Source organism: Bacillus pfraonensis (assembly GCF_050768835.1).
Classification (GTDB): domain Bacteria; phylum Bacillota; class Bacilli; order Bacillales; family Bacillaceae_G; genus Bacillus_A; species Bacillus_A pfraonensis.
Genome location: NZ_JAHCDO010000005.1, coordinates 167,912 through 183,367, shown reverse-complemented (window position 1 = coordinate 183,367; position 15,456 = coordinate 167,912). Strand labels below are relative to the sequence as shown.

Annotated in this window: 13 protein-coding genes and 2 pseudogenes; 2 read left to right on the top strand and 13 right to left on the bottom strand. The window is 35.5% G+C overall.

The genetic code is table 11. The annotated features are described in order from the left end of the window. Window positions 1–28: 28 nt before the first annotated feature. From KFD70_RS07185 to KFD70_RS07165, 5 genes are all read right to left on the bottom strand, one after another. Complete coding sequence (locus tag KFD70_RS07185; RefSeq protein ID WP_336450850.1) at window positions 29–241, bottom strand: hypothetical protein; 213 nt, start codon at window positions 239–241, stop codon at window positions 29–31. Continuing rightward, complete coding sequence (locus tag KFD70_RS07180; RefSeq protein WP_431613067.1) at window positions 238–1,320, bottom strand: response regulator aspartate phosphatase; 1,083 nt, start codon at window positions 1,318–1,320, stop codon at window positions 238–240. The genes KFD70_RS07185 and KFD70_RS07180 overlap by 4 nt, the downstream gene beginning before the upstream one ends. Window positions 1,321–1,716: 396 nt before the next feature. Beyond that, window positions 1,717–2,661, bottom strand: a complete 945-nt coding sequence (gene yhaM / locus KFD70_RS07175; protein ID WP_336450848.1) for a 3'-5' exoribonuclease YhaM — start codon at window positions 2,659–2,661, stop codon at window positions 1,717–1,719. A 41-nt stretch (window positions 2,662–2,702) separates the two neighbouring features. After that, on the bottom strand, window positions 2,703–5,615 hold the full coding sequence (locus KFD70_RS07170; protein ID WP_336450847.1) for an ATP-binding protein: 2,913 nt from the start codon (window positions 5,613–5,615) through the stop codon (window positions 2,703–2,705). Beyond that, window positions 5,612–6,853 (bottom strand): metallophosphoesterase family protein, encoded by a 1,242-nt coding sequence (locus KFD70_RS07165; protein ID WP_336450846.1) that lies wholly within the window; start codon window positions 6,851–6,853, stop codon window positions 5,612–5,614. Before KFD70_RS07165 ends, KFD70_RS07170 begins: the two co-directional genes overlap by 4 nt. A gap of 279 nt (window positions 6,854–7,132) precedes the next feature. Between KFD70_RS07165 and KFD70_RS07160 the strand changes: the two genes are divergently transcribed. Continuing rightward, on the top strand, window positions 7,133–7,318 hold the full coding sequence (locus KFD70_RS07160; RefSeq protein ID WP_174101553.1) for a YhzD family protein: 186 nt from the start codon (window positions 7,133–7,135) through the stop codon (window positions 7,316–7,318). A gap of 25 nt (window positions 7,319–7,343) precedes the next feature. On the opposite strand, the gene KFD70_RS07155 is transcribed toward KFD70_RS07160, so the two are convergent. Next, window positions 7,344–7,703 carry a hypothetical protein gene (locus tag KFD70_RS07155; RefSeq protein WP_336450845.1) on the bottom strand — a complete coding sequence of 120 codons (360 nt, stop codon included), beginning with the start codon at window positions 7,701–7,703 and terminating at the stop codon, window positions 7,344–7,346. A gap of 159 nt (window positions 7,704–7,862) precedes the next feature. On the opposite strand from KFD70_RS07155, the gene KFD70_RS07150 reads away from it, so the two are divergent. After that, the gene (locus KFD70_RS07150) at window positions 7,863–8,003 is read left to right on the top strand and encodes a YflJ family protein (RefSeq protein WP_336450844.1); all 141 of its coding nucleotides are present in this window, start codon (window positions 7,863–7,865) and stop codon (window positions 8,001–8,003) included. A gap of 82 nt (window positions 8,004–8,085) precedes the next feature. Here the strand turns inward: KFD70_RS07150 and KFD70_RS07145 are convergent, their stop codons facing one another. The 7 genes and pseudogenes from KFD70_RS07145 to KFD70_RS07115 form a co-directional block, all read right to left on the bottom strand. Further along, window positions 8,086–8,475, bottom strand: coding sequence for an Ig-like domain-containing protein (locus tag KFD70_RS07145; protein WP_431613066.1), 390 nt, complete (start codon window positions 8,473–8,475; stop codon window positions 8,086–8,088). Between the two features lie 179 nt (window positions 8,476–8,654). After that, the gene (locus tag KFD70_RS07140; RefSeq protein ID WP_431613065.1) at window positions 8,655–9,095 is read right to left on the bottom strand and encodes a hypothetical protein; all 441 of its coding nucleotides are present in this window, start codon (window positions 9,093–9,095) and stop codon (window positions 8,655–8,657) included. 213 nt (window positions 9,096–9,308) lie between these two features. Beyond that, entirely contained in the window at window positions 9,309–9,953 is a 645-nt protein-coding gene (locus KFD70_RS07135; protein ID WP_336450841.1) for a response regulator, read from the bottom strand. A 154-nt stretch (window positions 9,954–10,107) separates the two neighbouring features. Beyond that, window positions 10,108–11,271: pseudogene (locus KFD70_RS07130) on the bottom strand (RNA-guided endonuclease InsQ/TnpB family protein). Next, window positions 11,234–11,869: pseudogene (locus KFD70_RS07125) on the bottom strand (IS607 family transposase). The pseudogenes KFD70_RS07130 and KFD70_RS07125 overlap by 38 nt, the downstream one beginning before the upstream one ends. A gap of 43 nt (window positions 11,870–11,912) precedes the next feature. Then, window positions 11,913–13,124 carry a sensor histidine kinase gene (locus KFD70_RS07120; RefSeq protein ID WP_336450840.1) on the bottom strand — a complete coding sequence of 404 codons (1,212 nt, stop codon included), beginning with the start codon at window positions 13,122–13,124 and terminating at the stop codon, window positions 11,913–11,915. A 537-nt stretch (window positions 13,125–13,661) separates the two neighbouring features. Further along, window positions 13,662–15,092 carry an MDR family MFS transporter gene (locus KFD70_RS07115; protein ID WP_336450839.1) on the bottom strand — a complete coding sequence of 477 codons (1,431 nt, stop codon included), beginning with the start codon at window positions 15,090–15,092 and terminating at the stop codon, window positions 13,662–13,664. Window positions 15,093–15,456 lie beyond the last annotated feature (364 nt).

The following is a 15,456-nucleotide window of genomic DNA, read 5'->3' as shown; positions in this document are numbered from 1 at the left end:
TTGTGAGGGTAAACGTTCTTCTTTTTTATTATAGGTCTGCGTGATTGTTCACCATAGGTGGTCTACCGTGGTCAAAATTAGGCATGTTATTATAATCGTCAACACTGTATGTAGGTGCATAATCAGGTATTTGCAGTGCTGGCGGACGTCCGTGATCTGCTTGTGATGAATATGAATCCGTAAAAGTACCTATACCTAAAACAGCTATAAAACTAACAGTACCCATTAATAATTTTTTCATTTCAATGCACTCCTTTGTATAAGTGTTTGTCTTGCTTCATATGCAGTATTAAAATACTTACTAGCCTTTTCGTGATTACCTTCATCATAAAAGCGTTTTGCAAGATACCCTGCGTACTCTTCAATAAAACCATATAGTTGTTGTGTTTCAAAATAATTAATACCTGCAATAATAGCAGATTCTAGGTTCTGCTTATATTCTATATCATATAAAGCTTGTATTATGCGAAAATGATGTGCATATTCAATATCAGCTATCTCAATACCTTCTTCTAAAAATGCTTTAGCTTTCTCAATTTGATTTATCTTGTAGTGTTCCTGCGCTAACAAAAATAATGTCTTATGGTATGGTTCCTCATTGTTATAAACATCTGTTAAGTAACGTATAGCCGTTTCTGATAAATTTTGTTTTGCATAGAGAAAACCTAGATTGTAGCGAAGCAATATAATTAAATTTTCATGATTCTGTTTCTTGGCCAATTCTAAACTTTTTACAAAATATTCTTCAGCTTGTTCAAACTGTTTTAAGGTAATACTTGCTAGTCCTAAAGTGACATCACATTCTAACTGATTAAGTTTATAACTTAACCGCTTCTCATACAATTCTTTTGCCTTAAGTACATGCTTAATTGTTAATAAAGGTTGGTGAATGTGGTAGTTTAGTACCCCTAGTTTATAATTAAATTCTGCCTTTTCAATCTCATCAGGAACGTACATTAAAAGTTTTTCAGCTTGTTCATAATGTTCTTTTCCTTCTTTATAATTTGAAGTTAAAGTACAATGAAAGCCTTTCAAAAAATGATAATAATATGCCAGAAACCCCTCTTTTGGAACCTCAAAAAATTCTACCTGGTCAAAACTATCTTCTTTAACTGCCCCCCAGTCAATTAGAGTATGATATCTAAAATTTAGTAATGCATAATACAATAATACGTCCTGATCTGTTTCTACATGATTAATTTTATTATCAATCTCTTCTTTACATCGTGTCGCTTTCTCCACTTGCTGTTGCAACATTGACTGATACCAAATATCTAATGAATGCTTAATTTGATCTTTCGTAACTATATGTGCACTCATAATGATTCCTCCCTCTTATGTTTCACCTCGAATACTCTGAATATTAACACAATTACATAAATTGTATATCAAATCCTCCCCTTCCGTTAATTGAAAAATAATTATCAGAATATTCTCCTTTTAAGACACAATTAAAACCCGACTCATAAGAGATAGCTTTCCTATTCCCCCACTTTAAAAAATAAAAAAGGCAAGCGACCTCAGCTTTACGCTAAAATCACTTGCCTAATAAGTATTCTCTCACATTAACGGGCAGTAAGATCCCCAGCTCAAAAATCAGCAAAAACAAAGAAATGAGGTGAGGGATTAACTGTCCGTAAAAGCCCGATTGGTGATCACTAATAATCAGTGGTGGGAGGATGAAGCCCCCAACCACTGATTAAAGTTTCACTTTATTTAGTTATGAAAAGAAGGCTTATAGAACGAACGATTATCAAGGGCAAAGACACGCTCTGTGTATTCACCTGGTTTCGCACGTCCTAGGGCACGATCCATCATGTTCATTTTCGCATCTAAATTATCGATGTAATGCAGAATTTCTGCTTCTTTTACTAATGGTGGTTTCGGACTCCCCCATTCTGCTTTCCCGTGATGAGATAGGACGATATGCTGAAGGATTAATACTTCTTCTCCTTCAATTTTCAGTTCATCGGCTGCTTTTCCAATTTCGTTTACCATGATGGAAATGTGACCGAGCAGGTTTCCTTCTAGTGTATATGTTGTTGAAATTGGACCAGATAATTCAATTACTTTTCCAAGGTCATGTAAAATAACGCCTGCATACAGTAAGTCTTTATCTAAAGATGGATATAGCGTTGCAATTGCTTTCGCTAAATCAAGCATCGATACAACGTGATACGCAAGTCCTGATACGAACTCGTGATGATTTTTCGTCGCTGCTGGATAGTCTAAAAATTCATTTTGATGTTTATTCAGTAAGTGTCTTGTAAGACGCTGAATGTTTGGGTTTCTCATTTCAAATATGTACTGTGTAATCTTTTCTACCATATCTTCTTTTTTCACTGGTGCTTTTTCAACAAAGTCTGAGATATCTGTTACTTCATTCGCATTTGCAACGCGGATTTGCTTCACACGAAGTTGAATGCGCCCTTTATAATTTTGAATATCCCCAGCTACTTTCACAATCGTTTCCGCTACATATTGCTTCTCTACTTCAGGTGATACATCCCATAGCTTCGCTTCAATATCGCCGCTTTGGTCTTGTAAGATTACTGTTAAAAATGGCTTCCCATTACTCGCGATACCTTTTGTCGCCGTTTTAATTAGCAGGAAGATATCGACTTGTTCACCAACTTCATACTCTGCAATTTTCTTTTTCATTCTGATTCCTCCACCAACTTAAGTACTTTTAGTATAGCACACTACACCTTATTTTCTTTACGCTCACGTGATAATTTTATAATCTGTTTTTCCGTAAAGAATGATAATAGATGGGCATGACATGTAAAGAAAATCACTTGTCTATCCTTCGCAATTTCTTTTATTAACTGGATTGTTCGTTCTGTTCTTATCGCATCAAAATGCACAAAGCTATCATCAATAATAAATGGATAATCATGTTCAAACGTCCGCGCTAACGCAAATCTTAGTGATAAATAGAGTTGTTCCGCTGTCGCTTGACTGAGTTCATGACTGTAAAAACGAATCCCATCACTCCGCTCTACAATAAACGGCTCTGCTTCAGATGGTGAAAATATTTTACTATACTTTTCGCCTGTTAAGTATATAAAATATTCCTCGGCCTTTTGTAAAATACGTGGCAGCTGTACTTCATGATAGTATTGCTTCGTTTTTGTTAACACTGTTTTTGCCGTGGCATATGCAGCCCATTTCTTCACTTGCTCACGTACTTGTGATTTTTTCATTTCCCATTCATGTAATAAATCACCGTACGTACTGCCTTCTTCTAAATTCGCAATCTCTACGCGGTACTCCGCAATGCGCTCCGTCAATTTCTTCTCTTCTGAAAGGAAGTCTCGTATATGAAGCACTTCTTGATTTAAGTTTTCTTCATACCCTTCCACTTGGTAGTGTTCCACTAATGATAAACTTGTTAAACGCTTTTCTAGCATATCAATTTGAGGTGATAACCGCTCTACTTGCTTCTCTGCCTCTTCACGCTTTTCTGCTCTCTTGCCAGCTTCTAAAAACGTTTCTTCATCAGTAGCTTCCGCCACTCTCCATAGCGCATCTCTTTCTAGTATGAGCTGATGTACTTGATGTTGCAGTACTTCTCGTTCTTCTTTCCAATCAGCAAGCTTTCCTAAAAGTTGTTCCTTCTTTTGCCCTTTTTCTTTTTCCTTTTGAATACGATCACGAATCATATGAAGATGATCAAAATCTGTATTTTTCATAACGTTCTCTAGTTTATGTTCAAACTGCGAAATCATTTCATATAAAATTCCTTTTCGCTCCAACAACTTTCCTACTTCACGATATAACTGCTGCATCTTTTCCATACGTTCAAATGCCGGCAATATATGTGCATATGTATAAAAGCGCGGGAAAGAATAGCGTGCATGATATGTCTCTACTTGCTCTCCCACATGAAACGTATCCTGCTCCCATTCTTCATATGCAGAAACCACTTTATCATAGGCCCGTTCTATTTGTTGCAACTTATAAGACTCGCGCTCAAATAATTTACGCATTTCTTCATCTTTTTCTAATTGATAACGAATGGATAGCGCCTCTTCATTTTGCCTTCCCCCTGCACTTTGCTGCAATGTAAGCAGTTCCGCTTGTAAGCTATCTGAAGCATTATCTTTATATAAAACAAGGGCAAGTACAATAAGAACAAAAACAATAACGCTCGTAAATAACAATGTACGGTTATCTAACAATACACTTGTCAGCAAAATCACTGTATTAATAGCTAACAAAAAGAAACAGACTTTCTGCCAACGCTTTTTCTTTTCCTGCGCACTTTTCATTCTTTCTTCATATTGACTACTAGTCCCAATAAAACTTGTACCTTGAAACGCCTTTTCCTTTTCTACAAGTTTCTGCCGCTCTTCATCCGCTAACATTTGCTTTTGAATGTGCCTTACATTCTCCTCTTGTTCTTCTAATTGCTCTTGGGCTACTTTAAAACGCTCATCAAGCTGCTCTTTCCGCTTGTCTAATTCTCTCGCCTTTTGCACCGTTTGCGTTATCATTTCTTTTGCGGCAAGGCTTGTGTCAAATGACAGTATACTTTCCTTTTCAAAAGTAGCACCAATTTGTTGCTCAAGCTCTTCTATCTCTTCTTTCATATTTCGGGTACTTACTGTAATATCACGCATTTCTTGGCGCGCATTTTCATATGACATATGCTGCATAAGAAGTTCTTCTACATAACTATCTTTTTGCAGTAGCTCTTCTTGTACTTCTATCCCATCTAGTTCCGATTGCACCATTTCCATTCTTTTTTGGATTGAATCCAGTTGCACGCCGAGCGGCTCAAGCTTTGCTTTGATCGTTTCATAACGCTCCACACCTCGAACTGGAAACGGATTCTTCTGCTCTTCTAACGCTTTTTCATATGCACGCTTTTCAATGACAAGCGGTTGCAGCGTGGCCAATACTTCATAGTCTTGCTTACGCCTTTCTGCCATCTCTTTTTCATTCCGAATATGAGCAAGGCGCCCTTCACTTTCTTTTAACTGCCCCATCACCTTTTCATACGTACCAATCTTCCCTTGCCACGCATGAAGCTTTTCCTGGAGTTTCTTTATTTCTTGCAGCAGCGCATTAATCTCGGGCTTACGACCATTTGGCTTAAAACGCTGCTCCATTTCTTTTTCTAACTTTTTATCTAGCTGCAGAAGTGCGTCACTTCCAACTGCACTCGCTGAAAATAAATAATTTCCGATTTCAGCTTCTCCAATATGATGAATATTTTGAAGGCCATGCATATCAAACGAAAAGACAGAATCAAACAAGTGCTCATTCATCCCGCTCAGCACAGTCTGCAGTACTTCTTCTCCAGCTGTTTTTCCATCTTCAAAGTAGACCGTTACTTCCCCAGCAGCCGTTTTCGGAAGGCGCTCGATTTTGAGTCTCCCATGCTGCTCCGTCAGCACCGTTATGGCGCCGCCATACTTCCCGCCTTCTTTCGGCTCATACCGCCGTTGTCCTCTCGTTGGGAATCCAAATAAAATACTCTTCATAAACGAACGAATCGTTGATTTTCCCGCTTCATTTTCACCGTACAACACTGTCAGCAATGAAAGATCCATTTCCACATTTTCTAATTTCCCATAACCGTAAATATGGAGTTTTTCAATTCTCATTTTTTATCCCTCTCTTGCTGGAATAATTGCTCTAATATAATATTTTCCGCTTCCTTTTGAATCTCTGCTTTCTCCTCTTCTGAAAAAGACTCAACCACATTACGCGCGACAGGAGAGGTCCAAATTGACCTAAGCACCGCATCCATATTTGTAAAAGATTCTAGTTCTTGCAGTACACTACCAACAAAATGATTCTCCTCTTTTAACCGCTCCGTTTCCACAAATGAAATCGTCGCATTCTTCCACTTCATCACATACACGAAATCCCTGCGCTCTTCTCCCGCTGCTAAAATATGAAAAATCTCTTCCACTCGTTTTTCATCGCGCAAATAAGAAGCGAGTGGTCCTTGCCCAGTAAACACGACTGTCAAAAGAGTTCCTTCCTCTCCCTTGCGTCCCTCATTCAACGCTTCCGTACAAACTGTCATAAGGTCATCAACTGTTTGTAGTCCATCGATAGGAATTTCTATTTCTCCCCAAACTACATCCGCCGTACCAAAAAACGAACAATCCGTACCTCGCTCTGTAATCGTAACGAGGTATGCCCCCTTTTCTCCCGTTTCCTTCCGGTGACGCCCTTGTATATTGCCTGGATAAATAATATAAGGCTCCTCTGCTAAAATCTCGCGCTTATGTATATGACCAAGAGCCCAATAATCAAACCCTTTTTCCTTCAGCTCACGAATTTGAAACGGTGCATAACGATTATGTTCCGCATCGCCTTCTACACTCCCGTGAAGCATCCCAATATGAAAAGGCGCATCGCTCATTTTTTCATACTGCGCTGTCATATTATCTGTGACAGCTTGCTGGAGATAACTAAACCCATAAATAGATGCAAGCAGTTCACCATCTTTATAAAATGGCTTCGCTTCTACATATGGTTCTGTAAACACATGAACATTTTCAGGAAACTCAATGGCCGCCCAGCTTCCGCCTAAATGATCGTGGTTACCATGAATGATATAAACTGGAACCTCATACTGCGAAAGGCGCTTCATTTGCTCTCTCACAAACACTTGCGCACGCAAACTTCTCGTTTCCGCATCATATAAATCTCCCGCGAGTAGCACAAAATCAACGCGTTCTTGAATTGCTTTATCGATAATACGCTCAAACGACTGAAACGTACTTTGCTTCATTCTTTCCCAAACAGATGACGGCACATTCATTTCCATTCCTTTAAACGGACTATCCAAATGTAAATCCGCCGCATGTATAAACTTCACTTGTTTCACAAATAAACGATCCTTTCCTTATCCGATAAAAGTTTCACTTTACCCCGCTTTAACGGGCAGTAATACTCCTACTTCAAAGTCTAACAAAAACAAAGAAGTTAAACAGGAGATAAACTGCCCGTAAAAGCCCGATTGGTGAAGACTAATGGTCAGTACAAACCACTGACCAAAGTTTCACTTTATTTTACCACGCAATGTCACATATTTCTTTGCATATTCTAGCGATTTATGACAAAATAGTTATAAGATTCTGATTTTAATCTTTGGAGGGGAATTTTCATGGGAGTATACGTTCTAACAGTCTTTGAAAAAGATGGTTCAAAAGTGCTAGACGAATCATTTGAGGTAGCGACAGAAGCAGAAGCGAAGTCAAAAGGCGAATCCATTTTACGAGAAAAAGGATTGTATGAAAAAACACATCGCTGCACATCTTCCGCAGGAAAGCTCGTTTTATTCCAGCGCTAAAAAAGAAGCGTCATCCGCTTCTTTTTTATACTATATCTTCATCACACCACGTAAATACCACATCTAGAATCCGGTTACCAATACGCACGCGTCTATTCCACTTTCCAGTTTGAATTTGGCGCTGCAGTTCATCTTTCATCTTTTCCGTCCAGTCGTGAATGCTTCCATTCCCGTCGTACGGATATACGCCCTGGAACTCTTCCTGCAGAAGATGAAGGCCTTCTATATCCAAATGAAAATGGAAATAGTAGTTCGCCGTAAGCGATGGCTCTTGCAATTTTAAAAACGGATCGTCAATTTGCTTTCGATTTCGGTAGAAAGTAAATATATTCACCTTTCCGCTCGTAATTTGGTCAATTTGAATTTCGTGCTTCTCTATAATCACGTCGTGCCCACCTCGTTATATACTACCTTTAGTATATATGTCTTTTGCATCAAAGTTAACCATTTTCATACGAAATTCATTTCCTTCATCTATTTCCCGTACCTCCAAGTAACAATCAGAACCAATAAACTACACCAAAAAATGAAGGGGAGCGATTACATGTATTTCGGAAGCAAAGGTTGGTATGTAAAAGAACTAAAAAAATTAGGTATCCGTACTTACGAAGGTAGAAAATTAGAATCATATCGTACGCATGTGTTGGCTAGTTTGCTTGAGAGAGTTCAGAGGGAATCGGCTTAATAAATAAAAAGAAGCAACATTTATTTACGTTGCTTCTTTTTTATTTTACTTTTCTACGACGCAATAAGTAGGATTTTCGTAATCAATTAACATGAATCATTACGCTCTCTTGATAAGAACCATCGAATATCACTTGAGCTGTTATAATTGAATGTTCTTTTAAGTGATGATACGTATGTATACGAAACTTCCCATATTTATCAACTCGACCACTTCCAATAAGTACATCACCATTCATTAATACGATTGTTGAATACGGTTTCGCATAGCCTGTTACATATTTATCATTATGTGTGACAGAATCTACCGTTATTTTTGTATCAATATAATCAACAGACTGAATATTATTCTTTTCCGTTACATCTTCAATTCCTGGAAATTCTCGATTCATATCAGCTTTTTGGGGACTAAAACTCAAATTTATCTGCCAACCAAACCTATACAATATGTCAATGAAACCATATGGAAGCATTTGCGCTAACTCCCCCTCCACTTCTTCAAGCATTTTTAATTCATTTACAGCATTGTATACAATCTGTCCTTACACGCCTAAACTCGATATAACAAACTGAATTTACATCTATAAATACGATTATTGAATCAAAAAGGAATCTCATTGATTGCTTATAGAATATTTTTCGAATTCATATATTACTGTTTACTACATATCTTACAGAACATATATATAATGCAGCTTTTTATTCCAGATGCAATAACAACGCTAAATAAAAGGAACCATGCTACATTCCCTAATGATGGAAGTCCTCCTTCAAATACATCCATAATAACCATCTGGCCGATTATTAAGAAGATCCAAGAGATTACATACTGTCTTCCACTTTTGATATATAAAATCCCATCATCATAATAGACTTCCATGACACTCCCTTGCCAAACGCCAATACCAAAAGCAAAGAGTGAAATAGCCAACAGCTCAGCTTGTAAATCCCAGGTCATTGGATAAGGCATCGTGTATATTACAATCCCTGCAACAATTTGGAAAATGAAAATATCTATCCATTTTATTTTTCGAGGCTTAATTTGAATCCAAACAAAGAAAATGACTGTAGAAATCAAAAACAAAGTTATCATTTAATGATTCTATTTCCTTTCTCTATTAGAAGCTTCTGTATTTCTAATGAGATTGTATTGTTTCAATCTTTCTTGAAGCTCACTTGTGAAATTAACATTATCAAACATGTAACTTTTCGATACTTTCTGAGCATAGCATGAAGAAGAAATAAAAAAATCGTACAAAAGGGCAAGCCTTCCATGTACGATTGGGCATTTATAATATTTCATGTTTTAAAGATGAATTAATTTCTTTTCAATAGATATAGCTACCGCTTCTGATCGTGAATTTACACCTAGTTTATTATAAATATTGGTTAAATACGCTTTTACTGTTCGTTCTGCTATTCCCATATCAAATGCAATTTCTTTGTTCTTATATCCACGTGCGATGGCTTTTAGAACAAAAAGTTCTTTTTCTGTCAAATTAGGCTTTTCAAAAGAATTTATATGTACCTGTTTCCTTTTATAATTAACGATTTTTTCCATAACCTCTTGTTGTAGTAAGGTCTCGCCCCTAATAGCCGCCTCCAATGTCCGAAATAAATTGTCACGACCAGTATCTTTTAATAAGTATCCTTTTGCTCCTAATTCAATTCCCTTTATCATTAATTCGTCTTCATTATAGGTCGTTAATATAATAATTGGAGTTTTATCCTGTTTTTTATTTAAATGTTCAATTGTGTCTAAACCATTCATTTTAGGCATATTTAAGTCCATTAAAATGACATCTGGTTTCTTTTCCTCTATCAAACAAAGAGCTTCTTCCCCATTTTCAGCCTCACCTATGATTTGAAATGAATCACTCGTTTCTATTATTAATTTTAGACCTTCTCTTACAACGAAATGATCATCAACAATTAATACATTATACTTCATGTCTATCTGCAACTAAAAACATAGACAAACATAATCATCTACGTTAGATCATTCTTGCTTCTATGTGCCTCGCTTCGCCACTTACTCGCTACCACAATTTGATATAGCACTCCACAAGCGTAAATTCGGATGTAGCCCACCCTACATATATACGTTATCGAGATGTGATGATCGTATATTCTGTTGCATATTTCAAATTTAGACTTGCGTTAAAGTCTCTATCCATTTCAACATCGCAGTTGTCACATTTAAAAATTCTATCAGATAAACGTAGTTCAACTTTTTTATATCCACAACAAGAACATGTTTTCGAACTAGGATAAAAACGATGTACCATTCTTAATTCGATACCATATTCATTGCATTTATACGTCAACCATTCTCTAAAGCGATAGAATTTCTGCAAAAATACTGCACGAGACAAATGACGATTTTTCATCATCCCTTTAACATGCAAATCTTCAATTGTTATATACTTCGGTTTGGCTTTCACTAAAGTATTTACAACATATCTAATATATTCCTCGCGGATGTTCGCAAGGTGATTATGAAGTTTTTGTATCACTAAGATTTATCTATTGATATTCTTTTTAGTGGCAGATTTTTCACCTCTCTTTTTCAAATATTCATATTTACGACTTAAAGATTTTTGTTGTCGTTTTAAAGATTTTTCTAATCTTTTTATTTTCTGTGTTCTATTGATATTTTTAAAAGTAACGTCATGACTACAAATTGCAAAATCTTTAATTCCAATATCTACACCTATACCATCTTGTGTGTTTATTTGCGTATTCTTTGTATCCACTTCACAAAGTACAGATACAAAGAATTTACCTGCTTTTTGAGAAACAGTTCCACTACTTACCTTAGCATTCGTGGGGATGTAACCAAATTCTTTTAATCGTACCCATCCAATGGTAGGTATTTTAATGCGATGTCGTTCGACCATCCAATCTGTTTTGTTATTTTTCGGAAAATAGCATTTTACATCTTGGTCGCGTTTCTTTTTGAAACGGGGAAATTTTGTTTTTCCTTTGAAAAAATTTTGAAATGCTTTTTCTCCATTCATAATAGCTTTTTTCATTGCTTTAGAAGACACTTCTTTGATCCGCATTTTATCTCTATGATTCGGAATATATTCGTTATTCAACCACTTAGAAAAGTCCATTCCACTGATGAATTTCTTTTCTTTTTCGTATATTTCTTTATTATGGGCGATATAGAAGTTGTAAATATATCGACTTACTCCAATCGTTTGAATAACTTTGTTTTTTTGAATATCAGTGAGTTTGATTTCTGTTTTGTATGCTTTTTTCAACATCCTCATCCTCTTTGATTTTCTTTTTATATTTTCTTAAACCGTAAATTCTACAACTAAAAATATGAAGAATAGAAATCATATCTTGAACAAGTTCTTCTTGCGGAGAAAGGCTTTCATTATTTACAACAATTATATTTACGTTGAATGAATGTAAGAGTCTTTCGAACCAATCATAACCAAAAGGGATCAATCTATCTTTATGCGCAATCACAATTGTATCTATCTCATTTGTCATGTATGTATTGATTAAACCGTTCCAGTTTTTACGGTTATACTTCAGACCGCTACCGTAATCTTCTATGACTTCATCCTCAATCATTCCTTTTGCATTTACAAAATCCCTAAGAAATTCAACTTGATTCTTTAAATCATCTTTTTGATTGGAAGTGGAAACTCGTGCATAAATAACAATTTTTCTTTGTTCGTTTGTTTTGTGAACTCCTATATATTCTAAATATTGTTCATGTGTATAATATCTTCTGTTACTAGGAGAACGAAAAGCTTTTAATTTCCCTTGATTATCCTAACGTTGTAAAGTCAACACGGAGACATTTAATAATTCAGAGAATTCTTTCGGTTTATAATGTTTTCCCACATAATCAGCTCCTTATGATTATGTGGGAAAACATTTTAATTAACTAAAAGACATCTCCTTCTTTATTTATCGGTACTTGAATGTATACTTTCGTACCTTTCATCTTGTCACTTACTATTTGTATTTTCCCCTCAATCAAACGAACACGTTCATTTAAACCAATTAAACCATAATGCCCAGGAACCTTACCGATATACCCAGTGTCAAAACCAATTCCGTTATCTTGAATTTGGATCGTTAGTATTCTAAGATCATCTATATAATCGACTTTTATATTTACATCTGTTGCTTGTGAATGTTTGGCGATATTCGTTAAGCATTCACTTATTAAATATAAACAGTGTTCCTTTACTAAGCTTGAAATATGAGGGGTACTTTGAATATGAAATCTTACATGTATAGATGTAGCCTCAGAAAAACGCTTTATTTCTTCCTCTACTGCTTTATGAAATGGATTGGTGGTATAGCGCAAATCATCTATAACCAACCTTGCATCATGTAAAGTTTCCCTCGCTCTTACCATCGTTTGTTGAATAATTTCTTGCGAACGCTCTGTATTCCCTCTTTGCATATGGGCATCTATTGCTTCCAATTGCATAATTAAGCTTGCTAAACCTTGGGCTAATGTATCATGTAAATCTCTTGCCATTCGCTGCCTCTCATTAGCTAATGTCAATTCTTCCACTCTCATATATGCAAATTCTAACTCTTGAATGTACCTCTGAATGCGATTACGCGCCTCAAATTGCTGCTTATTAATATAAGAAAAAGGAATAATAATAGCTAATATCAAAAGGAACATAGAAATAAGAATAGCTAATTTATTGCCACCATAATTGATACTACTGGCAACACAAAATATTGCATACATAATCGTAAAAACTGCAATTACTTTAAATATTTTATTATACATATATAAACTTTGTGCAATTAAAATAGGAGTTAACCCAACCAAAACCGCTATCGAGGCATGCGGCACCATAAATGCAGCGAAAAACACAATAAAAAGCTGTATGAAAAAAAAGTAAAGCAACTGGCTATTCTTTAATAAACTAGCGTACCAATGAAAAATAGTATGTATAACAATTACAATTGTAAAAAACAAGCTATCAATGGAAAAAATGTTGTTACGGAATTCTAAAAGCATCGAAGCTATATATACGAGTGTTATCCATAAAACGATAAATCTCCTCGGGATAAACATCGCTTCTAATAAATTTGTATTCAAATCTATATTTGCATTTAATTTCTTCATATTCGACCTCCACCATTAGATTATACTATAAATTAACCTTACAACATCCTGCAGGGTATCATTCTTAACTGTTACCACTACCGTTAAAATGTCCATTTTATTCAATAAAAAAGAGCACCCTGTGCCAGTGGATGCTCTTTTGGGAGTGGAGTTTCCCTAGTATAAGACTAAGCTAGCTTGTCCTACACTATAATATATGCTTGTCCTTTTCAATTGGTGCTATCATATATTAAACTAATCCTATATCACAAGGAGAACTCAACTATGTTTAATTTCAATGGAATGTGGCTTATTTTAGGATTCTTATTATTTCTATTTGGATTAATTATCCTAGCATTGTTCATTAACATATAACTCTACATATAATTTCTATCATAACAAAGAAAAAAGCAACCGTTTTGGATGCTTTTTTACGTTACTTTATTGATATGAAAAATTATTAATATTAATTTTTTAGTGATGCCACTAAAAAATGAGGATCTAATGATTCAACAATATATGATAAATCTATTCACTTATCGAATGAAAACCTTACTTTCAAGACTCCGTATCAGACTCTGGAGCCATTGCCTTTTTGATAAATAACGCAATAACGAAAGCAATACAACATAAGAATAAAGCAAACCAGTAGGCATGGTGCACGCCGATTGTCATGGCTTCATTCATTAATTGTTCGGTTACTGGAGTTGATTGTTTTTCAATATGACTCTGAGTACTTTGGGTCATAATACTTACAAAGATAGAGACTCCAAGTGCTCCTGCAATTGGCTGCAAAGTATTTGCAATCGCTGTGCCGTGTGGATATAGATGCTTCGGTAATTCATTTAATCCATTTGTTTGAGCTGGCATCATAATTGCTGAAATAGATAGCATCAATATGATATATACCATTATGAAAGACCATATCGGTATAGAAGGCGTGATATTACTAAAGAATATCATGACCCCAACCAACATAATTGTACCAGGAATGATTAATTTTCTAGGACCATATTTATCAAATAAAGTACCCATTACTGGCGACATTAATCCGTTTAATAACGCACCTGGCAATAACAATAATCCAGCTACCTTCGCAGTGTATCCGAGAGGTCCTTGTAAATACATTGGCATTACAATTTCAGATGCAAACATCGCCATAATCACAATAACAAAAAGACTGACGCCTCTTGTGTAATTTTTGTATTTGAATACACGAACATCCAATAGTGGTTGCTCTAATTTCAACTGGCGTAGAACAAATAGGACTAAGCTAATGATGCTAATCACGATAATAGAAATGCTTGTTGTTGATAAGAAACCTCTTGCATGTTCTCCAGCACTACTAAAACCATAAATCATTCCACCAATACCAATCGTTGAGAGAATAATTGATATCATATCTATCTTAGGACGTGTAACCTCTCCGACATTTTGTAAATATTTTAACGCAAATACAATTGAAAATAACACGAAAGGTATAACAAATAAGAATAACCATCGCCAACCGAATAGATCAACAATTATCCCCGATATAGTAGGCCCCAGTGCAGGTGCAAACATGATAACCAAGCCAAAGGTCCCCATAATTTTCCCACGCACTTCAGGAGGATAAAGTAAGAGCAAAGCATTCATAATAACAGGGATTAACACCCCTGTACCAATAGCTTGTACCATACGACCGATTAACAACATTGGAAAATTCACTGCACAAGCAGCAATCATTGTTCCAATTAAAAAAATAGTCATAACACCTATAAACAATTGTCTTGTAGTGAACCATTGAATTAATGATGCGGAAATTGGCATTAAAACACCCATAACAAGCATAAATCCAGTTGCCAGCCACTGGACAGTTGGAGCATCAACGTTGAATACAGTCATTAACTTAGTTAAAGCAATATTCAATAAGGTTTCGTTTAATATTACGAAAAATGCACCAATGATGAAAGTTATTAATATTACTCTAGAATTAATCTTATTTTCCATAAAGTTCCTCCGATATTTCCACCATAAACAAATATAATGAGCGGTAATCCATTATTTAAAATGCCTTCTGAAATCGTCTCATTTGCCACAGCTTGTTTATTTTACAGATAATATATCTTTCTAATTCCTTATAAAACGTAAAAATATTTTACATCATTCCTTATTTACCCCAACTCCTTCTCTTCCTTCTTTCAAATAATTAGAACAAGGCACAACCTTAATTATCAATCCATCACGTTCTCTGCACTTTTTATTTTTCAACCACAATACCGCTTCCTTTCAAATTAGAAAATCACAGGTAATCAGCCTGTGATTCAGAGTAAAGGAGAATAAATCCATCCTTATGCAATTGAAAGGAAGCCAA

Excerpts from the sequence above, each read along its gene's own strand:
- KFD70_RS07145 (WP_431613066.1), bottom strand. The coding sequence starts at position 8,475 with ATGCTTCCATATGGTTTCATTGACATATTGTATAGGTTTGGTTGGCAG.
- KFD70_RS07115 (WP_336450839.1), bottom strand. The coding sequence starts at position 15,092 with ATGGAAAATAAGATTAATTCTAGAGTAATATTAATAACTTTCATCATT.
- KFD70_RS07160 (WP_174101553.1), top strand. The coding sequence starts at position 7,133 with ATGGGAGTATACGTTCTAACAGTCTTTGAAAAAGATGGTTCAAAAGTG.
- KFD70_RS07135 (WP_336450841.1), bottom strand. The coding sequence starts at position 9,953 with ATGAAGTATAATGTATTAATTGTTGATGATCATTTCGTTGTAAGAGAA.
- yhaM (WP_336450848.1), bottom strand. The coding sequence starts at position 2,661 with ATGAAAAAGAAAATTGCAGAGTATGAAGTTGGTGAACAAGTCGATATC.
- KFD70_RS07140 (WP_431613065.1), bottom strand. The coding sequence starts at position 9,095 with ATGATAACTTTGTTTTTGATTTCTACAGTCATTTTCTTTGTTTGGATT.
- KFD70_RS07150 (WP_336450844.1), top strand. The coding sequence starts at position 7,863 with ATGTATTTCGGAAGCAAAGGTTGGTATGTAAAAGAACTAAAAAAATTA.
- KFD70_RS07170 (WP_336450847.1), bottom strand. The coding sequence starts at position 5,615 with ATGAGAATTGAAAAACTCCATATTTACGGTTATGGGAAATTAGAAAAT.
- KFD70_RS07185 (WP_336450850.1), bottom strand. The coding sequence starts at position 241 with ATGAAAAAATTATTAATGGGTACTGTTAGTTTTATAGCTGTTTTAGGT.
- KFD70_RS07120 (WP_336450840.1), bottom strand. The coding sequence starts at position 13,124 with ATGAAGAAATTAAATGCAAATATAGATTTGAATACAAATTTATTAGAA.
- KFD70_RS07180 (WP_431613067.1), bottom strand. The coding sequence starts at position 1,320 with ATGAGTGCACATATAGTTACGAAAGATCAAATTAAGCATTCATTAGAT.